This is a genomic window from Pseudomonas iranensis, assembly GCF_014268585.2.
Lineage (GTDB): Bacteria > Pseudomonadota > Gammaproteobacteria > Pseudomonadales > Pseudomonadaceae > Aquipseudomonas > Aquipseudomonas iranensis.
Window position 1 is genome coordinate 32,220 of sequence record NZ_CP077092.1, and the last position, 24,915, is coordinate 57,134.

Genomic DNA, 24,915 nt, shown 5'->3' on the forward strand with positions numbered 1-24,915 from the left:
TGCTTTCTAGACGGCAGCGAAGAATGGCAAGGCCAGGTACAGCTTGATCACGATGACGTTGACGATATCGATGAAGAACGCTCCTACCATCGGCACGACCAGAAACGCGATTTGCGAAGGGCCATAGCGCTGCGTCACCGCTTGCATGTTGGCAATGGCCGTAGGCGTGGCACCCAGCCCAAAGCCGCAGTGTCCCGCAGCGAGCACGGCGGCATCATAGTTGCTGCCCATCACCCGGAACGTTACGAAAATCGCGAACAGCGCCATGACCAGCGCCTGCACGGCCAGAATGATGAAGATCGGCAATGCCAACGCCGCCAGATCCCATAATTTCAGCGACATCAGCGCGATCGCGAGAAACAACGAGAGGCTGACATTTCCGAGCACGGAAACTTCACGCTCGAACACCTGATACAAGCCAAGTGCTGACAGACTGTTGCGCAACACCACACCCACAAACAGCACGCAAACAAACGTCGGCAGTTCGAATGCAGTGCCGTGCAGCAAACCATTCAAAAGATTGCCCACGAGCAGGCTGACGGCAATCAGCGCCAGCGTCTCGACGAACGAAAACGGCGTGATCGAGCGTTCCTTGTTCGGCTGTTCAAAACCTCTTGGCAGTCGCGGCGCTTGCTGGGGACTGCAGCCCGGCACTTGCACGCGCTTGATCAGCAACCGGGCGACGGGCCCACCGATCAACCCGCCCAGCACCAGACCGAACGTCGCTGAGGCCAGCGCCAGCTCCGAAGCCGAAGCCAGGCCATATTTCTCGCTGAACACCGCGCCCCATGCAGCGCCAGTGCCGTGACCGCCAGCGAGCGTGATCGAGCCTGTCAGCAAGCCCATCAAAGGGTCGAGCCCGAGCAGGGTTGCCAATCCGATGCCCATGGCGTTCTGCACCACCAGCAAGCCAATGACCGCCAGCAGGAAGATGCCGACGATGCGCCCGCCCTTTTTCAGACTGGCAAGGTCGGCACTCAAGCCAATCGTGGCAAAGAACGCCAACATCAACGGTGTTTGCAATGATGTATCGAAGCGGACTTCAGTATCGAAAGTGCGCAAAATCAACAGGAGCACGGCAACCACCAGGCCACCCGCTACCGGTTCAGGGATATTGTAACTTCGCAGAAAGCCGACACGCGTAACAAGCCCGCGTCCGAGCAGTAGTACTAAAGAAGCGGCCACGAGCGTGCCGTAGAAATCGAGCTCAATCATGTGGATTATTCTTGGCTGAGTATTCACGAGGCGAGCTTTTACCTGGGCTCGACGGGTGAACCGGCTGATTTTATCAACACTGATTACTGGGGAATTCAAGTGCCATCGATGGCTTGAACATATCGAAATGTTTCAATCGAAACATTGCATCGGGCAACTTTAACAACCTGCTCGCGTCAATAACAAGAACGGGAATAAGCACTTGCTCGATCAGTTGTGACCAAAGATGTAATGGAGAAATATCAATAAATAAATGCCAAACCGCACATCGACAACAGACTAGTCCTACAACAAAAACCAATTATTGAGTTGCACAAATAAAAATGCCCCGATAAGTCGGGGCATTTCCATATAGCGATACAACAGACTGTTACTTGATCAGTCGCCAAGTGAACGGATATCTGTACGGGAAACCTTCGTTGGCTTTGACCCCTGCAATGATCGTCAGGACCAGTGCGGCGATCGCCAGCAAGCCAAACAGGAAGAAACCAATGATCAGCAGCATGAGCAGAAAGCAGATCATCGAGGCAATGGCGACAGTGATCTGAAAATTCAGCGCTTCTTTGCCCTGTGCATCGATAAAAGGGTCCTTCTCGCGCTTCATCTGCCAAAGGATCAGCGGCCCGATCAGATTGCCGAACGGAATCCAGATCCCCAGCAAGGCGGACAAGTGACAGAACATCGCCCACTGGCGAACCTCCTGGCTCGGTTTGGGCAGCAACTCTTGCTCATCACTCATCACGTCCTCCTTGTGGTCAAAAACCTCAGTCGGCCAGCGCAGCCTTCTGCAATTCGAAGATTTCGTTCATGCCCTGCTTGGCCAGTTCCAGCATGGCATTGAGCTCGTCAGGCTGGAACGGCGCGCCTTCAGCGGTGCCCTGCACTTCGATGAAGCCGCCGGTGCTGGTCATCACCACGTTCAGGTCGGTTTCAGCAGCGGAATCTTCAAGATAGTCCAGATCCAGCACCGGCTCGCCCTGGTACATGCCGACCGAGACCGCACCGATCATCTGCTTGAGCGGGTCACCGCCTTTCAGGCCGCCGCGCTTCTTGATCACTTTCAAGGCATCGACCAGCGCAACCATGGCGCCGGTGATGGAAGCGGTGCGAGTGCCACCATCGGCCTGGATCACGTCGCAATCGACGTACAGGGTCACGTCGCCGAGCTTGGACATGTCCAGCGCTGCGCGCAGGGAACGACCGATCAGGCGCTGGATTTCCAGAGTACGCCCGCCCTGCTTGCCACGGCTGGCTTCACGCTGGTTACGCTCGCCGGTGGCGCGCGGCAGCATGCCGTACTCGGCAGTCAACCAGCCCTGGCCCTGGCCTTTGAGGAAGCGCGGCACGCCGTTCTCGACGCTGACAGTGCAGATGACTTTGGTGTCACCGAATTCGACCAGTACGGATCCCTCGGCGTGTTTGGTGTAGTTGCGGGTGATGCGGATCGAGCGGAGCTGATCGGCAGCGCGACCACTTGGACGTTTCATAGGGATACCTGTACTGAGGACGGAAAACTGCGGAGCATTATAGAGCGCCGCACCGCGAGTGGGCACTGGTTAAAACCGCCGGCCGACGACCGAAGCCCCCCCAAGCGCGCATAACCGACGGGCTGCAGCGCTTTGTCACACCGTGTGTTTGGGCGCATTCGCCGCACTGCGCTACAATCCTGCGCCTTTGCTGCCAGTCGGCTTAAATTCATTGAAATCGCGCCTGCGAAACAGCGTTTCGCGCCGATCTGCATTGCGAGGTCACCGCCATGGTGCACAGCATGACCGCCTTCGCCCGCGTCGAGAAAGCCGGCGTTCAGGGCACCCTGAGCTGGGAACTGCGCTCGGTCAACAGCCGCTATCTGGAACCGCACCTGCGCTTGCCCGAATCGTTCCGCGACCTCGAAGGCGCCGTGCGTGAAGCGCTGCGTCAGGGCCTGTCGCGGGGCAAACTCGAATGCACGCTGCGCTTCACCGAAGAAAGCACCGGCAAACCGCTGCAAGTGGACCGCGAGCGCGCCGCGCAACTGGTGGCCGCTGCGGAAACCGTTGCCGGGCTGATCAAGAATCCGGCTGCGCTGAATCCTCTGGAAGTGCTGGCCTGGCCCGGCGTGCTGGTGGCCGATGCGACCGACCCGCAAGCGCTGAATGCCGAAGCGCTGGCGCTGTTCAATCAGGGCTTGAAGGATCTGAAGGCTGGCCGCGAGCGCGAAGGCGCGGAGCTGGCTCGCTTGATCAACGACCGCCTGACTTCCATCGAAGAAGACGTGGTAACCCTGCGTGAACTGGTGCCGCAGATGCTCGCCACCCAGCGCCAGAAGGTCCTCGATCGCTTTGCCGATATGAAGGCCGAGCTCGACCCGCAGCGCCTGGAACAGGAAATGGTCATCCTCGCGCAAAAAAGCGACGTGGCCGAAGAACTGGATCGCCTGAGCACTCACATCATCGAAGTTCGCCGGGTGCTCAAGTCCGGTGGGGCCGCCGGGCGGCGTCTGGACTTCCTGATGCAGGAGCTCAACCGCGAAGCCAACACACTGGGCTCCAAAGCCTTCGACCCGCGCAGCACCCAGGCCGCCGTCAACCTCAAGGTGTTGATCGAGCAGATGCGCGAACAAGTGCAAAATATTGAGTAAGGCTACCCTGACATGACCCAACACACCGGCACCCTGTACATCATTTCCGCGCCATCGGGCGCGGGCAAGAGCAGTCTGGTCAAGGCCTTGACCGACGCCGATGCGGAGATACGCGTTTCCGTTTCGCACACCACCCGCGCCATGCGCCCGGGCGAAGTGGACGGCGTGAACTACCACTTCGTAACCCGCGAAGAGTTCGTGAAGATGGGCGAGCACGGAGACTTTCTGGAGCGCGCCGAAGTCTTCGGCAACTTCTACGGCACCTCGCAAAGCCGCCTGCAGCAAACCCTGGACGAAGGTCACGACCTGATTCTGGAAATCGACTGGCAAGGCGCCGAGCAAGTGCGCAAGCTGATGCCGCAGGCGCGCTCGATCTTCATCCTGCCGCCGTCGCTGCAAGCCCTGCACCAGCGCCTGACCAACCGTGGCCAGGACAGCGACGAGATCATCGACGGCCGCATGCGCGAGGCGGTCAGCGAGATGAGCCATTACGTCGACTACGATTACCTGATCATCAACGACGATTTCGCCCACGCGCTGGACGATCTGAAAGCGATTTTCCGCGCCAATCAGCTGCAACAGAAACGCCAGCAAGTGCGTTTCGGCAAATTGCTGGCTGAATTGCTCGGCTGAAACAGCACTTCCCAAAATGCCTGCAAGCGCTTTACATTGGTGCTTGCAGCGCGTTGAAGGGTCTGGTCAAAAAATCAGCGCTTCCCTAATCGCTGGTGATTTTTTAAACTGCTCAGTCCGCTCGCCCAACCGGGCAGCGCGCATATTGCATTCGCTCCGAGGAATACCATGGCCCGCGTAACCGTTGAAGACTGCCTAGAACACGTGGAAAACCGCTTTGAGCTGGTCATGCTCTCTACCAAGCGTGCCCGTCAACTGGCCACCGGCGGCAAAGAGCCATTGGTGCAGTGGGAAAACGACAAGCCGACTGTTGTCGCGCTGCGTGAAATTGCTGAAGGCCTGATGAGCTACGAGTTCATCGCCGAGCAGGAAATCGTCCAGGATGAACCGCTGTTCGCAGCGTTCGAGGACGAGTCGAACGAGGCCGTCTAAGCCTATGCCTGGTCGACGTAGCACGGCGCGGGGTCACAGCTTTCGGCAGGAATCATCATGCCGAGCATAGACGCCCTCGCCGATCGCTTATCGACCTACCTCGGCAACGACCAGGTCAACCTGGTCCGCCGAGCGTATTTCTACGCCGAACAAGCCCATGACGGTCAGCGCCGTCGCAGCGGTGAGGCGTACGTCACGCATCCTCTTGCCGTGGCCAATATTCTTGCCGACATGCACATGGACCATCAGAGCCTGATGGCCGCGATGCTGCATGACGTGATCGAAGACACCGGTATCGCCAAGGAAGCGCTGCAAGCGCAGTTCGGTGAAACCGTGGCCGAACTGGTCGACGGGGTCAGCAAACTGACCCAGATGAATTTCGAGACCAAGGCCGAAGCCCAGGCGGAAAACTTCCAGAAAATGGCCATGGCCATGGCGCGCGACATCCGGGTGATCCTGGTCAAGCTCGCCGACCGTCTGCACAACATGCGCACGCTGGAAGTGCTGTCCGGCGAAAAGCGCCGGCGCATCGCCAAGGAAACCCTCGAGATCTACGCACCCATCGCCAACCGGCTGGGCATGCACGCGATCCGCATCGAATTCGAAGACCTCGGCTTCAAGGCCATGCACCCGATGCGTTCCGCGCGGATCTACCAGGCGGTCAAGCGCGCCCGGGGCAACCGCAAGGAAATCGTCAACAAGATCGAAGAATCCCTTGGTCACTGCCTCGCCATCGACGGCATCCAGGGCGAAGTCAGCGGTCGGCAGAAACACCTCTACGGCATCTACAAGAAAATGCGCGGCAAGCGTCGGGCCTTCAACGAAATCATGGACGTCTACGCGTTCCGGATCATCGTCGACAAGGTCGATACCTGCTACCGCGTACTGGGTGCTGTGCATAATTTGTACAAACCGTTGCCGGGGCGCTTCAAGGATTACATCGCGATCCCCAAGGCCAACGGCTACCAGTCGCTGCATACCACGCTGTTCGGCATGCACGGTGTACCGATCGAGATCCAGATCCGCACCCGCGAAATGGAAGAGATGGCCAACAACGGCATCGCCGCCCATTGGCTGTACAAATCCAGCGGTGACGAGCAGCCCAAAGGCACGCACGCACGCGCTCGCCAATGGGTCAAAGGCGTGCTGGAAATGCAGCAACGCGCCGGCAACTCGCTGGAATTCATCGAAAGCGTGAAGATCGACCTGTTCCCGGACGAGGTCTACGTGTTCACGCCCAAAGGCCGGATCATGGAGCTGCCCAAAGGCTCTACGGCCGTCGACTTTGCCTACGCGGTACACACCGACGTCGGCAACAGCTGCATCGCCTGCCGCATCAACCGTCGTCTCGCGCCGCTGTCCGAACCGCTGCAAAGCGGCTCCACGGTCGAGATCGTCAGCGCTCCCGGCGCCCGGCCGAACCCGGCGTGGCTCAACTTCGTCGTTACCGGCAAGGCCCGCACACATATCCGCCACGCGCTGAAGCTACAGCGCCGCTCCGAGTCCATCAGCCTCGGCGAACGCCTGCTGAACAAAGTGCTCAACGGTTTCGACAGCTCGCTGGAAAAGATTCCGGCCGAGCGCGTCAAAGCCATGCTTACCGAGTATCGCCTCGAACTGATCGAAGACCTGCTCGAAGACATCGGCCTGGGCAATCGCATGGCCTATGTCGTTGCCCGTCGCCTGCTCGGCGAAGGTGAGCAACTGCCGAGCCCGGAAGGTCCGCTGGCGATTCGCGGCACCGAAGGCCTGGTGCTCAGCTACGCCAAGTGCTGCACGCCGATCCCCGGCGACCCGATTGTCGGGCACCTGTCGGCGGGCAAAGGCATGGTCGTGCACCTGGACAACTGCCGCAACATCAGCGAAATCAGGCACAACCCGGAAAAATGCATCCAGCTCTCGTGGGCCAAGGATGTCACCGGCGAATTCAACGTCGAGCTGCGCGTCGAACTGGAACATCAGCGCGGCCTGATCGCGCTGCTGGCCAGCAGCGTCAACGCAGCCGACGGCAATATCGAGAAAATCAGCATGGACGAACGCGATGGTCGCATCAGCGTCGTGCAGTTGGTGGTCAGCGTCCACGACCGTGTGCACCTGGCCCGCGTGATCAAGAAGCTGCGCGCTTTGACCGGGGTGATCCGCATCACCCGCATGCGTGCATAACCTGCCTATTACAAGGAGTCCTACATGACCAAAACCGTCATCACCAGCGACAAGGCCCCGGCCGCCATTGGCACTTACTCCCAGGCGATCAAGGCAGGCAACACCGTTTACATGTCGGGCCAGATTCCCCTGGACCCGAAAACCATGGAACTGGTCGAAGGCTTCGAAGCCCAGACCGTCCAGGTCTTCGAGAACCTCAAAGCCGTGGCCGAAGCCGCCGGCGGTTCGTTCAAGGACATCGTCAAACTGAACATCTTCCTCACCGACCTGAGCCACTTCGCCAAGGTCAACGAGATCATGGGCAAGTATTTCGACCAGCCTTACCCTGCCCGCGCCGCCATTGGCGTGGCCGCCCTGCCGAAGGGTGCGCAGGTTGAAATGGATGCCATTCTGGTCATCGAGTGATGCGCACGGCGCGGCCTACACGCCGCGCCGACTGCCGCAAGAAAAGGTTTTGAAAGGATTCCACCATGCGCAAAGCGCTAGCTCTCTCGCTGCTCGCCCTGTTTCTCGGCGGCTGCGCCAGCGACCCTGCCGACCGTGACATCAGCGGCACCTGGATCAACCAGGTGGCGATCGATGCCGCCGCCAAGGGCGGCCCCCTGCGTGAAGCGCTGCAGGCTTACGGCCCGAATCTGGAATGGGACGTCAACACCAAGGCCGGTCAGGCCCGCTATACCAACGGTTTTGAGAATGTCGAAGGACGGCTGCTGGGCGAAGAGTCCGGCGCCTGGAAAGTAGACTTCTATGGCAGCTCGGCCAGCGAACTGAAACGCGATGGCGGGCGCCTGCAACAAGCTGCCAGCGACAACGAACCCGAGCAGCTTTTCGATCGCGCACAGATCCCGGTGCCCGAGGGCGCACCAATCGGTGCGAGCTTCGAACGTGCTCTGTATTCGGCGTATCTGGGCGGCAACTGGACCATCGCCAGCGGTCAGGGTGAAGGCGGTACGGTGCAGTTTCAGGCAGACGGCCAGGTAACCGGCCTGCCGGGCGTTGATCGTTATGCCTTGTGCCTCGCCGGAGATTGCGCGTCGATGAGCAATGGTAACGACAGCATGTGGCTGCAACTCAATGGCCAGGGCAACAACTGGATCTTTGTGCGCAAGGGCAAGGAGCTGGAGATTCTGCAGGCAGTGAACGCTGCGCTAGCGGATGAGCAACCGCAGTTCGCCGCAGGTGAGCGCAAGTGGTTGCTGGAGAAGCAGTAACCTGCCTCCGAAATCTCAGAAGATCAAATGTGGGAGCGAGCCTGCTCGCGAACGCGGTGGGTCAGTCAAACTGATAATGACTGACATACCGCATTCGCGAGCAGGCTCGCTCCCACAGTGTTTTTTGTGTTGCCGGTAATTCAGCACTTACCTTCAAGAATCGCTGCGTAGCCTTCACGGTAGCTGGGATATTTCGGCACCCACCCCAACGCTTTCGCCCGCGCATTGCTGCAACGCTTGCTGCCGGTGCGGCGCACGCTGGCGTCTTCGGCCCATTCAGTCACACCCAGGTACTCGCGCAACCAGCCCACCACTTCGGCCAATGGCGCTGGCGCGTCGTCGACGCCGATGTAAAAATCCTCCAGCTGCACGCCCTCGCGGTCTTTTTCCAGCAGGAACGCCAGCAGCCCCGCTGCATCATCGGCATGAATCCGATTGCCATACAGCGGCGGCTCAACCGCCACGCGATAGCCGCCACGCACCTGAGTCAGCAGCCACTCGCGACCCGGGCCGTAAATGCCGGTCAGGCGCAGCACACTTGCCGGGATGCCGCTATTGAGCGCGACCTGCTCGGCTTCGAGCATCAAGCGACCTGAATATCCGGCCGCGACAGTCTCGGAGGTCTCATCCACCCATGCTCCATCCTGCTGGCCGTACACGCTGCTGCTCGACACGAAGATCAGCCGCTCAGGCACTTGCCCATAGTCGTCCAGCCAGCTCAGCACGTTCTGCAAGCCTTGCACGTAGGCCTTGCGGTAGCCCTCTTCATCGTGGTCGGTGGCCGCAGCGCAATACACCAGATAATCCACGGCACCCACCGGCCAGGTCGCCGGGCATTCTTCGTTGAACAGATCGCCGGCGACGCCGATGACACCCTCCGGCAGCTTGGAAACGTCGCGGCGCAGGCCATGGACTTGCCAGCCAGCCGCCAGCAATTGCGTGGCCAGACGACTGCCGACATCACCACAACCGGCAATCAAAACAGAAGGCGCGGACATCAGAAAACTCCCATCGGAAAGGCACAGACTAGCTCTGGCACAGGACGAACGGCTAGCAATGAAGGAAAAAAAGTTACTCTATTACTTTTGTTAACAAGAATTACTTGCAATAATGCACGCCACTTTTGTTCTCGGCCTCACGAGGCCTGGAAGAGCAACAACGTTTTTCTATCTCAGGTCCGGCCAGCATGACACGTAATCAAACTCCCGCTTCGCCAACCACTCGACCTCGCGCCTGGAGCGCTGTCGCGGCTCTGTTGCTCAGCCTGATGCTGGCACCGACCGCCGCCTTCGCCGACGCCCAAGCGCCCGCCACCCCAGCCGCCACCGAGCAGAGCGCACCCGCTGCCGCTCCGGCTGCACCGGCCGCCACCGATCCGGTGCAGGCTGTCGACGCGGCCGACGCACCTGAAGTCCTCGAAGCCGACAACACCTTGGGCATGGCCCACGACCTGTCGCCGTGGGGCATGTACCAGAACGCCGACATCATCGTGAAAATCGTGATGATCGGTCTGGCCATCGCTTCGATCATCACCTGGACCATCTGGATCGCCAAAGGCTTCGAGCTGATGGGCGCCAAGCGTCGTCTGCGTGGCGAAATCGCTGCACTGAAAAAAGCCACCACCCTCAAGGAAGCCAGCGCCACCGCTGGTAAAGAAGGCACCCTCGCCAACCTGCTGGTGCATGACGCGCTCGAAGAGATGCGCCTGTCGGTCAACAGCCGCGAGAAAGAAGGCATCAAGGAGCGTGTCAGCTTCCGCCTCGAGCGCCTTGTTGCTGCCTGCGGTCGCAACATGAGCAGCGGCACCGGCGTCCTCGCCACCATCGGTTCGACCGCACCGTTCGTAGGTCTGTTCGGTACCGTGTGGGGCATCATGAACTCGTTCATCGGCATCGCCAAAACCCAGACCACCAATCTCGCCGTTGTCGCACCGGGTATCGCTGAAGCCCTGCTGGCCACTGCACTGGGTCTGGTTGCGGCGATCCCTGCGGTGGTGATCTACAACGTCTTCGCCCGCTCCATCGCCGGTTACAAGGCGCAGGTCTCCGATGCCTCGGCAGAAGTCCTGCTGCTGGTCAGCCGCGACCTCGACCACCAGCCTGAGCGCAGCTCGCAGCCGCACATGGTTAAAGTGGGGTAATCGGCCATGGGCCTGCATTTGAAAGAAGGCGCAGACGACGATCTGGCCGAGAACCACGAAATCAACGTCACGCCGTTCATCGACGTGATGCTGGTGCTGTTGATCATCTTCATGGTGGCCGCGCCGTTGGCCACTGTGGACATCAAAGTCGACCTGCCCGCCTCGACCGCCAAACCGGCGCCGAGGCCAGAGAAACCGGTGTTCCTCAGTGTGAAAGCTGACCAGCGCCTGTTCCTCGGTGACGACGAAGTGAAAGCCGAAACCCTCGGCGCCACCCTCGACGCCAAGACCCAGGGCAAGAAAGACACCACCATCTTCTTCCAGGCCGACAAAGGCGTGGATTACGGCGACCTGATGAGCGTGATGGACAGCCTGCGCGCCGCCGGTTACCTGAAGGTCGGTCTGGTCGGTCTTGAGACGGCAGCCAAGAAATGATCACGACGCGCCATAAGCTGACGCGTTACAGCGGTAGCCTGGCCGTGGTGCTGGGCGTGCATGCGCTGGCCATCGCGCTGGCGCTGAACTGGACTGCCCGCCCGCCCATCGAATTGCCGCCGCAGGCAATGATGGTCGAGCTGGCCCCGTTGCCTGCCCCGCCACCGCCGGCTCCGCCGAAAGTCGTCACACCGCCGCAGCCACCGGCTCCGGTGGAAGAATTGCCGATTCCGAAACTGGCTGAAGCACCGAAAGCGGAAATCGCGGTACCCAAACCCAAGCCGAAGCCCAAGCCAAAACCGCCGAAGCCGGTCGAGAAAAAGCTGCCCGAGCCGCCGAAGGAAAAACCTTCCGAGGAAAAACCGGCCGACACTCAGCCGACCCAGGCGCCGACGGAGAAATCCGCCCAGCCTGCACCAGGTCCGTCGCCGGCTCAGTTGGCGGCCAAGGCCAGTTGGCAAGGCACCCTGCTCGCGCATCTGCAGAAGTACAAGAAGTACCCGCAGAGTGCGCAATCGCGTGGCAAGGAAGGCTTGAATCGTCTGCGCTTCGTGGTTGATGGCGAAGGTAATGTGCTGTCGTTCGAACTGGTGGGCCGCTCTGGCAACGCTGATCTGGACCGGGCCACCCTGGACATGATCCGCCGCGCCCAACCGCTGCCAAAGCCGCCGGCCGACATGCTCAACAACGGCTCGATCGAAATTGTTGCGCCGTTTGTTTATTCGCTCGAACGCCGTCGCTAAGCAACACCGCAATACCTGTGGGAGCGAGCTTGCTCGCGAAGGCGCCAGGTCAGTCAGAGCAGTTTCGTCTGACATACCGCATTCGCGAGCAAGCTCGCTCCCACAAAGTGATGTGCTAACCAGTAGATCCAGCCAAGAGGCACCGAAAGGTGCCTTTTGCGTATCTGCCAGCGGCAAACCGACCTCGACCGGTGTCGCACTCAGCCCGCAGTCTGATAACGTGCGTCTATCGATCGCAGCCGGTATGCTTGGCGCGCATCTTCATGGACGCTTGCTATGACTCTCACAGAATTACGCTACATCGTTACCCTCGCCCAAGAGCAGCATTTCGGCCATGCCGCCGAGCGTTGCCACGTCAGTCAGCCGACGCTGTCGGTGGGCGTGAAGAAACTTGAAGACGAACTCGGTGTGCTGATTTTCGAGCGCAGCAAAAGCGCCGTGCGCCTGACCCCGGTCGGCGAAGGCATCGTCGCCCAGGCGCAGAAGGTCCTGGAACAGGCCCAAGGCATTCGCGAACTGGCCCAGGCCGGCAAGAATCAGCTGACCGCGCCGCTGAAAGTCGGCGCCATCTACACCGTCGGCCCGTACCTGTTCCCGCACCTGATCCCACAACTGCACCGGGTTGCCCCGCAGATGCCGTTGTACATCGAAGAAAACTTTACCCACGTGCTGCGCGACAAACTGCGCAACGGCGAGCTCGACGCGATCATCATCGCCCTGCCGTTCAACGAAGCCGACGTGCTGACCCTGCCGCTGTACGACGAGCCGTTCTACGTCCTGATGCCGGCCCAGCACCCGTGGACCAAGAAAGAGTCCATCGACGCCGGCCTGCTCAACGACAAGAGCCTGCTGCTGCTCGGTGAAGGCCACTGTTTCCGCGATCAGGTGCTCGAGGCCTGCCCGACCCTGACCAAAGGCAACGACGGCGCCAAGCACACCACGGTCGAGTCCAGCTCGCTGGAAACCATTCGCCACATGGTCGCCTCCGGCTTGGGCATCTCGATCCTGCCGCTGTCGGCAGTGGACAGCCATCACTACGCCCCCGGCGTGATCGAAGTGCGCCCACTGACCGCGCCGGTGCCGTTCCGCACCGTGGCGATCGCCTGGCGCGCGAGCTTCCCACGGCCGAAAGCCATCGAGATCCTCGCCGACTCCATTCGCCTGTGTTCGGTGGCCAAGCCTGCCGCGCCGGTTACGGCCGGTTAAGCGAGCGTCATGACGGAGCTGTCGCAAGTGTCGGTGACGGCACTCAAGGGTGTCGGCGAAGCCATGGCCGAGAAGCTGGCCAAGGTTGGCCTGGAGAATCTGCAGGACGTGCTGTTCCACCTGCCACTGCGTTATCAGGATCGCACCCGCGTGGTGCCGATCGGCGCATTGCGGCCGGGGCAGGACGCCGTGGTCGAAGGCACCGTCAGCGGCGCCGATGTAGTCATGGGTCGCCGCCGCAGCCTGGTCGTGCGCTTGCAGGACGGCACCGGCGGGCTGAGCCTGCGCTTCTACCATTTCAGCAATGCGCAGAAAGAAGGCCTCAAGCGTGGCACGCGGGTTCGCTGCTACGGTGAAGCCCGGCCCGGCGCCTCAGGCCTGGAAATCTACCACCCGGAATACCGCGCCATCACCGGCGACGAACCGCCGCCAGTGGATGAAACCCTGACCCCGGTCTATCCGCTCACCGAAGGCCTGACCCAACAGCGCCTGCGCCAGTTGTGCATGCAGACCCTGACGCTGCTCAAGCCGAGCACCCTGCCCGACTGGCTGCCGACCGAACTGGCCCGCGACTACCAACTGGCGCCGCTGGCCGACGCGATCCGTTACCTGCACAACCCGCCCGCCGATGCCGATGTCGATGAACTCGCCCTTGGCCATCACTGGGCGCAGCATCGCCTGGCTTTCGAAGAACTGCTCACCCATCAACTGTCGCAGCAGCGTCTGCGTGAAAGCATGCGTTCCCTGCGCGCGCCAGCGATGCCGAAAGCCACCAGGCTGCCGCCGAAATACCTGAAGAACCTCGGCTTCAGCCCAACCGGTGCTCAGCAACGCGTCGGCAATGAAATTGCCTACGACCTCAGCCAGCACGAACCGATGTTGCGCCTGATTCAGGGTGACGTCGGCGCGGGTAAAACCGTGGTTGCCGCCCTCGCCGCGTTGCAGGCGCTGGAGGCCGGTTATCAGGTCGCGCTGATGGCACCGACCGAGATCCTCGCCGAACAGCACTTCATCACCTTCAAGCGCTGGCTCGAACCGCTGGGCATTGAAGTCGCATGGCTGGCCGGCAAGCTCAAGGGCAAGAATCGCGTCGCCGCGCTGGAACAGATCGCCAGCGGCACGCCAATGGTGGTCGGCACCCACGCGCTGTTTCAGGACGAAGTGCAGTTCAAGAACCTTGCGCTGGTGATCATCGACGAACAGCACCGCTTCGGCGTGCAACAGCGTCTGGCATTGCGGCAGAAAGGCGTCGGCGGGCGCATGTGCCCACATCAACTGATCATGACCGCCACGCCGATTCCACGCACATTGGCGATGAGTGCCTACGCCGACCTCGACACCTCGATCCTCGATGAATTGCCGCCCGGGCGAACGCCGGTCAACACCGTGCTGGTCACCGACACCCGCCGCGTCGAAGTCATCGAGCGAGTACGCAGCGCCTGCGCCGAAGGGCGACAGGCCTATTGGGTGTGCACGCTGATTGAAGAATCCGAAGAGCTGACTTGCCAGGCCGCCGAAACCACGTTCGAGGACCTCACCGCCGCCCTCGGCGAATTGAAAGTCGGGCTGATTCACGGGCGCATGAAGCCGGTCGAGAAAGCCGCAGTGATGGCCGAGTTCAAGGCCGGTAACCTGCAACTGCTGGTCGCCACCACCGTGATCGAAGTCGGCGTCGACGTGCCCAACGCCAGCCTGATGATCATCGAAAACCCCGAGCGCCTCGGCCTCGCGCAACTGCACCAGTTGCGCGGTCGGGTTGGTCGGGGCAGCGCGGCCAGCCATTGTGTGCTGCTCTACCACCCGCCGCTGTCGCAGATCGGCCGTCAGCGTTTGGGCATCATGCGCGAGACCAACGACGGTTTCGTCATCGCCGAAAAAGACCTCGAACTGCGTGGCCCTGGGGAAATGCTCGGCACCCGTCAGACCGGCCTGCTGCAATTCAAGGTCGCCGACCTGATGCGCGATGCCGACCTGCTGCCCGCCGTGCGCGACGCCGCCCAGGCTTTGCTGGAGCGCTGGCCGACCCACGTCAGCCCATTGCTTGACCGTTGGCTGCGCCATGGGCAGCAATACGGCCAAGTGTGAGCACCGTCGCAGTTTGTGCAGGATCGTTCCTACAGAGCTGGTTATACTCCTGCCATTGTTTCAAAAACGGATACAGACCATGACCGAAGCTGCTCTCGTCCCCGAATCTCCGCAAGCTCCGTCTGTTATTCGGCTGCTGCTCAACAAGCTGGGCGTTGCCTACGAAGAAGTGCTCGACCACCACGGCCTCAATGCCTCGCGCAAAGTGCAGGCGGTGTTGCTGGATGACGCCGTGGGCGCGTTGATGGTGCTGTTTCCACAGAGCCAGTTGCTGGATCTCAATCGCCTCGCCGAACTCACTGGTCGCCGCCTCACAGCCGTGTCCACCGAGCGCCTGGAAAAGATGCTCGGCAAACACAATCTGAGCCTGCTGCCGGGCCTGCCGGCGCTGACCAGTTCGCCGTGCCTCTACGAAGAAAGCCTGCTGCGCGAGCCGAAGCTGCTGATCAACTCCGGCGAGCCGGGCCTGCTGCTGGAAATCAGCAGCGAAGACTTCAAATCGATGCTGACCAAGGCCAGCGCCGCCAACTTCGGCGAAGCCCTGAGCAGCATTCGCCCGAACCTCGACCGCCCGGACGATGACCGCGAGGAAATCACCCAGGCCGTGCAGGCGTTCACCGCGCGGCGCATTCAGCAACGTCTGGAAGCGACCATCGAAATTCCGCCGCTGGCCGAAACTGCACAAAAAATCATCAAGCTGCGCGTCGACCCCAACGCCACCATCGACGACATCACCGGCGTCGTTGAAACCGATCCGGCGCTGGCAGCGCAAGTGGTGAGCTGGGCAGCGTCGCCGTACTACGCCTCGCCGGGCAAGATTCGTTCGGTGGAAGACGCGATCGTCCGCGTGCTGGGTTTTGATCTCGTAATCAACCTGGCGCTGGGCCTTGCCCTCGGCAAGACCCTGAGCCTGCCAAAAGACCACCCGCAACACACCACGCCGTACTGGCAGCAGTCGATCTACACCGCCGCCGTCATCGAAGGCCTGACCCGCGCCATGCCGCGCGCCCAGCGCCCGGAAGCCGGCCTGACCTACCTCGCTGGTCTGCTGCACAACTTCGGTTACCTGCTGCTGGCCCACGTGTTCCCGCCGCACTTCTCGCTGATCTGCCGTCACCTGGAGGTCAACCCGCACCTGTGCCACAGCTACATCGAGCAACACCTGCTGGGTATCAGCCGCGAACAGATCGGCTCGTGGCTGATGCGCTACTGGGACATGCCGGACGAACTGGCCACCGCCCTGCGCTTCCAGCACGACCCAAGCTACGACGGCGCCTACGCCGAATACCCGAACCTCGTCTGCCTGGCCGTACGCCTGCTGCGCAGCCGTGGCATCGGTTCGGGGCCGGACGAAGACATCCCCGACGCCCTGCTCGAACGTGTTGGTTTGACGCGCGACAAGGCTAACGACGTGGTCAGCAAAGTCCTCGAAGCCGAAGTCCTGCTGCGCGAACTGGCCTCGCAGTTCAGTCAGGGCTAAAACAGAACAGGCCCGCTCCCCAGGATTTACACAAATCCCTGTGGGAGTGAGCCTGCTCGCGAAGAATCCAACTCGGTCTACCAGACAGCCACTGATCGTTCCCACGCTCCGCGTGGGGATGCCTCCCGTGACGCTCCGCGTCACCAAAGGCTCAAGCCTTAGGCTTAGCCTTCCTCGGCACCAAATACTTCATCAACCCTTGAAACCACATCACCAGCGCCGGATTGCCCTTCAGCTGGATCGACTTGTCCTGAATCCCCTCCATAAACGCCAACTGCTTGTTCTTCGCCTGCATCGTCGCAAAGCCATAACCGGCATCTTTAAACGCAATCGCAAACGCCGGCTCTGCCACCACGCCAGACTTGCTGGTGATGCGCTGATCCTTGACCACGAAATGCCGCGCCACTTTCGCATCCAGCGTCTGCAGCTGAAACACCAGATCCTTGTCACCCAACTGCTGCTGGAACGCAGGATTGGTCCGGCTGGCCTTACCCATCAACAAACCCATCATCCACAGGAGAAAACGAAATTTCATGCGCACAGCCTCAAAAGGAAAATGAACGGCCGGGGCAGTGTAAGGGATTCGGACGATAACGCCAGTATCTGACTCTGATGGAAGAGGATGCGGACTTTTTCCCGCACGATGACTGCCAAGTCACGATTCCGCAAGCAACGTCCTACACCTGTTGAAACACATCTCTGTAATTGGATGGACTCGCCCAAGCCGAGGCGTCTGTGCGCCACGGTGGCATTCTTATAGAAGCCAACGACAGCGAGGGCGAGGCCATGAAAAAGCATACGACGATTGATCAATCCTTGTCAGCCGACGTGTCGGCATGCTCCACAGTTGCGATAGATCTTGCCAAGAGGGTTTTTCAGGTGGCTGGGGAGGATGCCCTCGGTCAGGTGATTTTCGAAGATCGAATCAAGTCGCGAGAAGCCTTTCAGGTATTTCTGCGTGGGCTTCCCGCGAGCGTTACGGTGTTAGTTGAAACCGGGCCCGGCGCTCAAGCATGGGCGCGATTGCTCCAGATGCAGGGTAATTCCGTCCGCATCCTGCCGGCCCAGCTGGTTGCCAGTCATCGTAGCGGCCCAAAAAATGATCGCAACGATGTATTGGCGATCTTGCGTGCAGGCCGCGACTGCAAAATTTCGGCAGTACCGATCAAGAGTGCTGCGGCGCTGGCGATGCAGGCCCTGCACAGGGCTCGTCAGGGCTATGTGCGGCGCCGCACTGCGGTGGGTAATCAGATACGCGCCTTGCTGTTGGAACATGGGGTAGCCATGGCTCAGGGTGAGATAGCGATCAGGCAGCTCGTGCCTCGAGTTCTGGAAGATGCCACTCAGCCGCTACCTGATTTGCTGCGTGAACTGATCGCCGAACTTTTGGGTGAGTGGGGCCAACTGGGTGAGCGCGTCAACGTGCTGACCGGTCGGCTGGAAACGGCAGCGAATGAGGATGAAACGGCGAAGCGGCTGATGACGGTGCGCGGTGTTGGTCCGATCATTGCCACGGCGCTGCTGGCCAAGCAGACCGAACCCGAACGCTTCGCCAACGCCCGTTTGTTCGCCGCCTACTTCGGATTGGTGCCCAGCCAGCACAGCTCTGGCGAGAAAAACCGATTGGGCGGAATGAGCAAGAACGGTGACGCTTATCTGCGAAGTTTAACGATTCAGGGCGCTCATGCCGTTTTAAGACAGATACGTCCGGATTCAGAGCAGCCGGACGACAGGCGTCTTTGGCGCTGGATTTCCCGCCTGGGCCGCAAGCAGGCAGCAGTGCGATTAGCCAATCGAAATCTGCGCATCCTCTGGGTGCTGCTGCAAAACGACCAGACTTATCGGCGCCGGCCGGGCGATGGCCAGGAGGCTGCGATGAGTCACTGACAACAAAGTTCTGCCACCGGGGCGTAAACCGCTCCAACCCATGCTGAAGAACATTGACCCCAGGTCAGACCGTCGCGGATTGATGCCTGAGCTCCTACTGGCCCTTGAGGCCTTACTGTAATCGGCATACCGCGAGCTAACCCAATGTTGGCCAGAAGCCGCTCAACGCTTCCTCGAACAGGCCTTATACATAGATGCAACCGGGTAGCAGTGTTCAAAAGCGGGTTGAATGGTGGGGCGAGTCCATACATAGGAGCTGGCGAAGCCTGCGATCTTTTGATCTTCCGGCCCGCAAATCTATGGGAAATTTCCTGCAAAGTGCGGTGCTGTTCATGAACTAGGCGAGCTTGAAGATCACCGATAGGCTTTCTGCGTCATCGGGTATTCGGTGACCGGATGTGCAAGTCCGAATTCGGGAGCAATTTCTTCTTACTCCAAGGGATTTACACTGATGACCAATTCAACGACCAACACCGAGGACACCTCCCCCTACGAATCCTTCGATTCAAGAAAACTACATGAAGCCGCCGAACGCGCCCTCGATCACCACTTCGGCAAATCCGACCTCCCTCAGGCCTCGCGTCGCGAAGGCTTGTTCAGCCTGAACCCGGACATCGACGCCGAAGCCCTCCTGGCCAACGCCTCGGAAGACCTGCTATCCATCAGCATCATCGCTGCGGACCTTGCGGACGATATAGATGGCTCACGCCGCTCGGTTGCACTGGCATTGAGCAGAATGGCGGACGGGGTGAGATTGATGGTGGAAGGGACGCTCGACCAGATTGAAGTGCGAAGCGTGGCGGCCAAGCCGTAGCGAAGTCTGTGGATGAAAAAAGGGGACGTTAAGTCCCCTTTCTGAATATTCCCTGCTTCACCACTGGCAACCTGTTTCAGGTTTCGAATCCACGTTGTAATCGTTTTCAAACGAATACTTCTTTGCGGATTTGTAATTCGTATACGACATCGCATCAACCCGGCCACCCTGAGTGACCATCTGATACTCACCTGTCAGTGCGCCATCAACTACTTCAACCCAAGTTGTCGTGTACTGGTAGGGCCGGCCATACACGAGTTCTTCTTGTTCAGTACTGCGATGAACCAGCCCAATAGCCTTTTTTGACTTGCTGTATTTGACGCCAGCACCGCTCCACTTGGCGACAGAGTCGTAATAGGTTCGGAATTCAAAATTTATGGGTTTGCCTTCGTAGGAGCGGAAGCAAAAAACCTCGGTCGTGACCTCGCTATGAGCCGCCAGAGGAACGAAAACGAGCAACGCGGAAAACAATGCAGACGAAAATTTCAAACCGAATATTCCTTTAGCGGTTCATGGGTACAGAACACACAGTTACAGCAACTCAACGAGCTCTTGTCACGCCTCGGGCGCCACAGCGCTGCGCTCACCCACCCTCGCCGGGATTTTCGAAGCTTTTCCCGCTTCAGACATTCGCGATGCGTATTGCTTGTACGCCGCCACCGCCCGCTCTTTATCGTTCACGGCCCAATAACTGTCAGCGAGATTCAGGTAAGCAACCGTCCTATTTGGGTGGCTGGCAACCACTGCATCGAGCAACTCAATCGACTCAGCGTAGAAACCCGCCTCGCCCAGTAAAAACCCAAGGTCGTTGGACCAGCCGGGACGCTGCGGGTAGTAGTACTTTGCGACGATATAGCTATCCGGGGGACAAGTGTCATGCGAACCACCGCCCATCAACGCGTAGCTCATCGTATCCTTGAAGGAAGAGTCATCACCCTTTCGGTAGGCTGCCAGCGCCATATCCAGCAAATCAGCCGAATCGACGGTCATCAACTTCTTTCTAACGCCCTCAATACTGTCAGTACGAGCAACCTGCAGCTTCTGCAGCACTTCACGCCCATCGAAAGAAGCGAGAGCGATGGGCCCCAGTGTCTGCACCGGCAACTCCACTACGCTAACAAGCGACCGGTCACAGGAGTCGTTGTTCGCCACTTCCAGCAGAGCTTTCAGCTCAAACTGCTTTGAACCTTTGTTGAAGGCGAACAACAGGTTGAAGTTGTAAACCGCGTTATCTTCCTCGCTGGTTACCAGCGCGATGTAATCCCCAGCCTCAACGAACGGTTGCTTGACCACAGCTTCCTCAGCCTGTGGATCAATGACGGTCATGACGCCAGGGCGACCTTTGAGTACATGGACGCTGAAGACACCCTGAAGAGAGGACGAGTACTGACTCTTGATCAGAGGCAGCGCCTTCGACGTATCGAGCAAAATTTCCTCATTACGTGCCTGCACCGGCGCGATCAACAACCGATTGGAGGCATCGTCCGCATCCCCCGTCAGAACAAATACCTTTTGCCGTGATGCATCACCCAGCAAGCTAGCCGGAATTTCCTTCAGGACTTGTGGGGCAGCGAGTGCGTATGAAGTGGTTAGCAGCCCAAGGCTCAACACGATAAAGCGGAAGAACATATTTACTGTCTCAGTCCCTGAATTTCAGATCGCTCAACGACGCGTTGCGGAATCTTCTGCGCTTTACCGGCGGCACTCATCGCGTCGCGGTATCGCGGTAATAACGCTGCGCTTCTTCTTGCCGAGACATTGGTAGCGCTGAACAAACTGCTGATCATCAACACCCATTTAAGGCTGGCCATAGACGATCCTCTTCACCGCCGGGCTTTCTGACATTAGCTGTCTCTTCGTAACGCCATAGGCCTTGATCAACTCTTCCCGAGATCCCTTCGAGCCAAACAAGCGTTGGTTATTATCGAAGCTGTATTGCTCCAATCGCCCTGCTGTCGAGTAATACCCATGCCACTCCGCGCAGGCACCGCAACCGCCATATCCGCCTATCGAAACAAGACTGCCATTGGTGCCTTCCACGCAATCCATCGCCACAACGACGTTGCTCAACATCTTCGTCTTCGCACCGTCGGAAGTGAGTTGTGAAACTTTGCTGATATCGCGACGAAGCACTTTGCTACCGATGTTGATGGTCTGGTCGGAGCAGACCGGGATGACGTGGGTTTGCGCACCATCCACCGTCACCGATCGGCAAGACGACACCAACACCACTTCAACACCGCCGCACTGCATGACATCGCGTTGGGTAAAGGCGTCCGAAGGCGCGGCGATAGCTGGCAGAGAGAGCAGCAGCGAAAGGCTGCCCGCGAGAAGACGGTTCATCCACTCACTCCTCATCCATCGGCGACGATTCCACGTCGGTCATGCTCAGCAGCCGGAATTCGTTGTTCACAAATTCGTAGTAACGGTCCCGGTTACCACTTTCCAAAGCACTCCCCTGCGCATCTTCTTCACCGTCGAGGGTGACGCCGGAGACGATGATCAAGCGGCTGTCGGGCTGGTAAACCATACCGAAGGTGCTGCCGTCGTAAGCATTCGGTAGACCGCCAACCACTTCACCGGTCTGGGCGTCCAGCACTTCGCCACAAATGGCGCTACCGCCACAGCCGAGCCTGTGCAGGATGTAATGGCCGGCGAAGTTGACCTTGCCTTTCAGGGCTTGCACCCGTGCCTGATCCATCATTGGGCTGCTGTTTTCTTGCGGCACCAGCTTATGGTTGGGGCCGGTGAAAACTGGCGTGACGGTGTAATCCTTGAAGGCTGGATCGGCAGCGAATGCCATGGACGCGGCAGCCAATATCAAGCTGCCGAGAACAATCGAAAATCCTTTCACGTAGTAACTCCGTAAATGCCGTGGGGACCGTCGGCTTACTCAGCCTGCCCTTCGTAACGCTGTGTCTGCGGGTCGAATTGCCACAGATGTGGCCGGGTCATGGCCTTTTCACCCTTGTAGCGAATCCGCCCGCGCTTGTCCCTGATGTAGGAGTAGATCTCGATGTCTTTTACATCGCCGCCGTTCTTGGGCGGTCCGTCCAGTACCTTGACCTCGGCGAAGTAATCGCCGCCGACATGCTTCAAGTAACCGTGGCACTGGATAAGGAAGGCGAAGGTCGAGTCACCCGCTGAACCACGGCTTGAGTAGGAGGTGAAAATGAAGTCCTCCTGACCGTCGCCGTTGAGATCGCCGCGATACACCACCTTGCCCTCCTCCAGACTGAATCCATCAGTTTGAAAACTTGAATGTATGTCCAGGACGTAATCGGGTTTTTCCACCCATTGCGAGAGAAAATTCTTCGTATCGGTCTCCGAATTGCACAGATTCGTTGCCATGCTCACCATCGGCACCCAGGCCAAACACATCAACAACAGTCGTCTCACTTCGCATCCTTCGAATTGATCAATTCCAAATCCCCATCCCGATACACCACCTCACACCCCACCCACGCCGGATCCACCTGCGGCATCACCGCCGACGGCTTTCGCAATTCGCGCAGCAACGTCGAGCCATGCGACAACCGCCCCCCCATCCGCGCAATCACCGCCCGCGCGGCTTGATAGTGCGCGTGCTGCCCCGGATCGAGGGTGTCTTCGAGCAAGATGTCCTCGCCGAGGATGCCCCGCACTTGCCCCGGATAAATCATGAACCCGGTCGCCTGCTCCGCACCTTCGCGACCGTCCTGCCAGAAGCTGCCGTCTCGGGTGCGAACGTCGGGATGCGGTGCAAACCAGTGCTCGCGATCCGCCAGCGGCATGGCGTGGTGCAGACGGAAGAAGATGCGCATGAGGTTGTCGCGATACCACTCGCGCACTTGCAGGTAGTAGCCACGCAAGCCCGGCAGGCCGCTCGAGTGGACGAGGCGGATCAGCCCTGACCATTGTGGAAATACCTGTAACGGCAGCTCAGTCGCCGCCGGCCGAGGCGTGGCCGGATCGGTCTCCCACGGCAATCGATGTGGACTGTTTTCTAGATTGTCGTAAGCCGTCGGCGGGCGGCCCAGCCAATCACCGCCGCTGCTCGCCAGCGCTGTGGCGATGCACAGATTGCCTTGCACGACGAACACGTAAAACCGGGTGAACCAGTCCGCTAGTTGTTGGCCATCGGCAGCTTGGGCGACGAGTTCGGCCAGTTCCCGATCGAAGCGCTGCAAACCGTTTTCAAGATTCAGCAAATGCCCGCGAGCCTTGCGTTGCATACGCAAAAACAGCGGCAACGAACGCAGCAGCTTCAGCGGTTGCCACGGCAGATGCGGGGTCGCGCCGCCGACTTCACCGGCGTAGTTAGCGGCGCTGATGCCCCAGTCGGCCAGCCGGGCGAGAAACAGATCATTGTTGATATAGGACGCGCCACCGAACACAGCGGTGAACGGCTCGTTGTCCTGCAACACTCGCGCATCCCAACGCGCCATGATCGCCGGGATACTCGCTGCCGCGCGGCGCTGGGCGTATTCCACCAACACGCTCGGTCGCGGCGGCAGGATCTCGGCGATGTTGGCGGCGGTCAGGTGGCGGCGCCAGCCGTAGTCGCTGATCGGCCGGTATTGCAGCAGCCACAATTGCGAGCCATCCCAGGCCCATTCGACGTCGCCCGGTACATAGTGAAAGACGCGCAACACGTCTTGCAGAAAGCGCCAGAGCAGGTCTTCGGTTAAGCCGGGGGATGGCATGAACGTGCCGCTGCGCCAAGCATCGCCGAGCCGCGAAAGCGTTGCCCGTGAGGGGCTGACGTGACCGTCGGCGAGCGATTCGAGATGGCCTTCAACCCATTCCAGTTCTACCGAGAGATGGCGCACGAACGCGATCCCGGAAACTAGCGGCGTGATGAATCGCTGCACCACCACTTCCTCGACGCCTTCGGCCGTCAGTTCGGCGATGCGTTTCGGCACATTGGCGGTCGGCTCGCGCAGATAGGTCGTGCTCAAACCGGCATTCGCCAAATCGGCCTGATCCTCGCCATAACTGGAGGAGCGCACCGCCCAGGTCACATCAGGTTGAGCAGCGAGAAATGCCGGCAGACGCGGATCGCTGCAGTCGTTGAGCGTCATCGCCGCCGGCACCGCTTGCCGCGCCAGTTCAGCCAGGCGCAAACGCCCACCCTTGGTATGCGCGACAAACCCGCGCTCGCCCGACTCCAGCCACTGCGCGAACTGCGCGGGCGAGTCGATCCATGGGTAATGACCCCAACCCGGTTTGAGGCTGATGGTCAGATCTGCACGAGCGAGAATCGCCGACCATGCCGCCGCTTGCTCGATGCCGAGCACCGCGTCCTGATCACCCCAAACCAACTCGACCGGATCGCTGATCCACTCCAGCAGTGGCAACGCGGTATCGGCCCGCACCAGATCCCAATGCGGCACGAATGCCCGGCAGCGCGCATAGCCGGCGCCCATGCGCTGGTACTGTGCGGGCGTCCAGGTCTGATTGGAGAACTTGCGCGCGAACAGCGTGGGTTTGTTCGACAGCAGCCAATGAATGGTCTTGCGAATCGGCAGCGGAGACATCAGCGCCGGCAACCGCCGCTGCCACAAAAATGCCCCAACCGGCGCCAACAGAACACTGCGCGAAAAGTGCCCGGGCCGACGTTGCAACGCGTGCAGCACCAGCAAGGCATTGACCCCGACCGCCATGATCGCGCTGCCCTTCTGCGTCATCGCCAACAAAGTCTGCGCGTAGTCCGCCAGATCCTCGCAAGGCGGCTGCGGATTCGCGCCGAAGCCCGGCAACTCCAGCGGCACGACTTCGTAGCGCTGGAAGTGCGGCAGCGCGTCATCCCACCAATCGGCAGCGCTGCCGTTGCCGGCCAGCAGATACATCAAGGGTTTGCTCATGGACG

General features: G+C 59.9%; 26 protein-coding genes. 14 read left to right on the forward strand and 12 right to left on the reverse strand.

All coding sequences use genetic code 11. The annotated features are described in order from the left end of the window. Nucleotides 1–6: 6 nt before the first annotated feature. The 3 genes from gltS to rph form a co-directional block, all read right to left on the reverse strand. On the reverse strand, nucleotides 7–1,215 hold the full coding sequence (gltS, locus tag HU724_RS00170) for a sodium/glutamate symporter (protein ID WP_186569474.1): 1,209 nt from the start codon (nucleotides 1,213–1,215) through the stop codon (nucleotides 7–9). 370 nt (nucleotides 1,216–1,585) lie between these two features. Continuing rightward, complete coding sequence (locus HU724_RS00175; RefSeq protein ID WP_016772541.1) at nucleotides 1,586–1,954, reverse strand: DUF4870 domain-containing protein; 369 nt, start codon at nucleotides 1,952–1,954, stop codon at nucleotides 1,586–1,588. A 25-nt stretch (nucleotides 1,955–1,979) separates the two neighbouring features. Next, nucleotides 1,980–2,702 (reverse strand): ribonuclease PH, encoded by a 723-nt coding sequence (gene rph, locus HU724_RS00180; protein ID WP_024014799.1) that lies wholly within the window; start codon nucleotides 2,700–2,702, stop codon nucleotides 1,980–1,982. A gap of 269 nt (nucleotides 2,703–2,971) precedes the next feature. On the opposite strand from rph, the gene HU724_RS00185 reads away from it, so the two are divergent. The 6 genes from HU724_RS00185 to HU724_RS00210 all read left to right on the forward strand — a co-directional run bounded on the left by HU724_RS00185 (nucleotide 2,972) and on the right by HU724_RS00210 (nucleotide 8,274). Continuing rightward, nucleotides 2,972–3,835, forward strand: coding sequence for a YicC/YloC family endoribonuclease (locus HU724_RS00185; RefSeq protein ID WP_016770639.1), 864 nt, complete (start codon nucleotides 2,972–2,974; stop codon nucleotides 3,833–3,835). A 12-nt stretch (nucleotides 3,836–3,847) separates the two neighbouring features. Beyond that, complete coding sequence (gene gmk, locus HU724_RS00190) at nucleotides 3,848–4,468, forward strand: guanylate kinase (RefSeq protein WP_133335669.1); 621 nt, start codon at nucleotides 3,848–3,850, stop codon at nucleotides 4,466–4,468. A gap of 168 nt (nucleotides 4,469–4,636) precedes the next feature. Then, the gene (rpoZ, locus tag HU724_RS00195; protein WP_008030604.1) at nucleotides 4,637–4,900 is read left to right on the forward strand and encodes a DNA-directed RNA polymerase subunit omega; all 264 of its coding nucleotides are present in this window, start codon (nucleotides 4,637–4,639) and stop codon (nucleotides 4,898–4,900) included. 57 nt (nucleotides 4,901–4,957) lie between these two features. Further along, nucleotides 4,958–7,063: a bifunctional GTP diphosphokinase/guanosine-3',5'-bis pyrophosphate 3'-pyrophosphohydrolase gene (gene spoT / locus HU724_RS00200; RefSeq protein ID WP_007920338.1), complete on the forward strand. Its 2,106-nt coding sequence runs from the start codon at nucleotides 4,958–4,960 to the stop codon at nucleotides 7,061–7,063. Nucleotides 7,064–7,087: 24 nt separating this feature from the next. Next, complete coding sequence (locus tag HU724_RS00205) at nucleotides 7,088–7,468, forward strand: RidA family protein (protein WP_014340863.1); 381 nt, start codon at nucleotides 7,088–7,090, stop codon at nucleotides 7,466–7,468. 65 nt (nucleotides 7,469–7,533) lie between these two features. Next, on the forward strand, nucleotides 7,534–8,274 hold the full coding sequence (locus HU724_RS00210) for a hypothetical protein (RefSeq protein ID WP_125927416.1): 741 nt from the start codon (nucleotides 7,534–7,536) through the stop codon (nucleotides 8,272–8,274). Nucleotides 8,275–8,414: 140 nt separating this feature from the next. On the opposite strand, the gene HU724_RS00215 is transcribed toward HU724_RS00210, so the two are convergent. Continuing rightward, nucleotides 8,415–9,272: an SDR family oxidoreductase gene (locus tag HU724_RS00215; RefSeq protein ID WP_186569475.1), complete on the reverse strand. Its 858-nt coding sequence runs from the start codon at nucleotides 9,270–9,272 to the stop codon at nucleotides 8,415–8,417. Nucleotides 9,273–9,460: 188 nt separating this feature from the next. Here HU724_RS00215 and exbB point away from each other — a divergent pair, with 188 nt between their 5' ends. The 6 genes from exbB (at nucleotide 9,461) to HU724_RS00245 (ending at nucleotide 16,363) form a co-directional block, all read left to right on the forward strand. Then, entirely contained in the window at nucleotides 9,461–10,414 is a 954-nt protein-coding gene (gene exbB / locus HU724_RS00220) for a tonB-system energizer ExbB (protein ID WP_024014803.1), read from the forward strand. Between the two features lie 6 nt (nucleotides 10,415–10,420). Further along, nucleotides 10,421–10,849 carry a TonB system transport protein ExbD gene (gene exbD / locus HU724_RS00225; protein WP_016772535.1) on the forward strand — a complete coding sequence of 143 codons (429 nt, stop codon included), beginning with the start codon at nucleotides 10,421–10,423 and terminating at the stop codon, nucleotides 10,847–10,849. Further along, a complete protein-coding gene (locus tag HU724_RS00230; RefSeq protein WP_042608108.1) occupies nucleotides 10,846–11,592 on the forward strand; it encodes a TonB family protein in 747 nt (248 codons plus the stop codon). The genes exbD and HU724_RS00230 overlap by 4 nt, the downstream gene beginning before the upstream one ends. Nucleotides 11,593–11,868: 276 nt before the next feature. Next, complete coding sequence (locus tag HU724_RS00235) at nucleotides 11,869–12,798, forward strand: hydrogen peroxide-inducible genes activator (RefSeq protein WP_024014805.1); 930 nt, start codon at nucleotides 11,869–11,871, stop codon at nucleotides 12,796–12,798. 9 nt (nucleotides 12,799–12,807) lie between these two features. Next, complete coding sequence (gene recG / locus HU724_RS00240; RefSeq protein ID WP_024014806.1) at nucleotides 12,808–14,883, forward strand: ATP-dependent DNA helicase RecG; 2,076 nt, start codon at nucleotides 12,808–12,810, stop codon at nucleotides 14,881–14,883. A gap of 79 nt (nucleotides 14,884–14,962) precedes the next feature. Then, nucleotides 14,963–16,363: an aminoacyl-tRNA deacylase and HDOD domain-containing protein gene (locus HU724_RS00245; RefSeq protein WP_186569476.1), complete on the forward strand. Its 1,401-nt coding sequence runs from the start codon at nucleotides 14,963–14,965 to the stop codon at nucleotides 16,361–16,363. A gap of 151 nt (nucleotides 16,364–16,514) precedes the next feature. Here the strand turns inward: HU724_RS00245 and HU724_RS00250 are convergent, their stop codons facing one another. Beyond that, on the reverse strand, nucleotides 16,515–16,898 hold the full coding sequence (locus tag HU724_RS00250; RefSeq protein WP_186569477.1) for a helicase: 384 nt from the start codon (nucleotides 16,896–16,898) through the stop codon (nucleotides 16,515–16,517). A gap of 251 nt (nucleotides 16,899–17,149) precedes the next feature. Here HU724_RS00250 and HU724_RS00255 point away from each other — a divergent pair, with 251 nt between their 5' ends. Continuing rightward, entirely contained in the window at nucleotides 17,150–18,250 is a 1,101-nt protein-coding gene (locus HU724_RS00255; RefSeq protein WP_189691555.1) for an IS110 family RNA-guided transposase, read from the forward strand. A 451-nt stretch (nucleotides 18,251–18,701) separates the two neighbouring features. Continuing rightward, on the forward strand, nucleotides 18,702–19,064 hold the full coding sequence (locus tag HU724_RS00260; RefSeq protein WP_186568800.1) for a DUF6124 family protein: 363 nt from the start codon (nucleotides 18,702–18,704) through the stop codon (nucleotides 19,062–19,064). A gap of 57 nt (nucleotides 19,065–19,121) precedes the next feature. On the opposite strand, the gene HU724_RS00265 is transcribed toward HU724_RS00260, so the two are convergent. The 7 genes from HU724_RS00265 to HU724_RS00295 form a co-directional block, all read right to left on the reverse strand. Continuing rightward, nucleotides 19,122–19,553, reverse strand: a complete 432-nt coding sequence (locus HU724_RS00265) for a hypothetical protein (RefSeq protein ID WP_095119799.1) — start codon at nucleotides 19,551–19,553, stop codon at nucleotides 19,122–19,124. A 66-nt stretch (nucleotides 19,554–19,619) separates the two neighbouring features. Then, on the reverse strand, nucleotides 19,620–20,693 hold the full coding sequence (locus tag HU724_RS00270; RefSeq protein WP_186568799.1) for a tetratricopeptide repeat protein: 1,074 nt from the start codon (nucleotides 20,691–20,693) through the stop codon (nucleotides 19,620–19,622). A 2-nt stretch (nucleotides 20,694–20,695) separates the two neighbouring features. After that, entirely contained in the window at nucleotides 20,696–20,875 is a 180-nt protein-coding gene (locus HU724_RS00275) for a hypothetical protein (protein WP_186568798.1), read from the reverse strand. Beyond that, a complete protein-coding gene (locus tag HU724_RS00280; protein ID WP_186568797.1) occupies nucleotides 20,862–21,407 on the reverse strand; it encodes a hypothetical protein in 546 nt (181 codons plus the stop codon). Before HU724_RS00280 ends, HU724_RS00275 begins: the two co-directional genes overlap by 14 nt. Before the next feature lie 4 nt (nucleotides 21,408–21,411). Beyond that, complete coding sequence (locus HU724_RS00285) at nucleotides 21,412–21,867, reverse strand: hypothetical protein (protein WP_186568804.1); 456 nt, start codon at nucleotides 21,865–21,867, stop codon at nucleotides 21,412–21,414. A gap of 86 nt (nucleotides 21,868–21,953) precedes the next feature. Then, nucleotides 21,954–22,463 (reverse strand): hypothetical protein, encoded by a 510-nt coding sequence (locus HU724_RS00290; protein ID WP_225927649.1) that lies wholly within the window; start codon nucleotides 22,461–22,463, stop codon nucleotides 21,954–21,956. Further along, on the reverse strand, nucleotides 22,460–24,910 hold the full coding sequence (locus HU724_RS00295; RefSeq protein WP_186568796.1) for a PEP-utilizing enzyme: 2,451 nt from the start codon (nucleotides 24,908–24,910) through the stop codon (nucleotides 22,460–22,462). The genes HU724_RS00290 and HU724_RS00295 overlap by 4 nt, the downstream gene beginning before the upstream one ends. Between the last annotated feature and the right edge of the window lie 5 nt (nucleotides 24,911–24,915).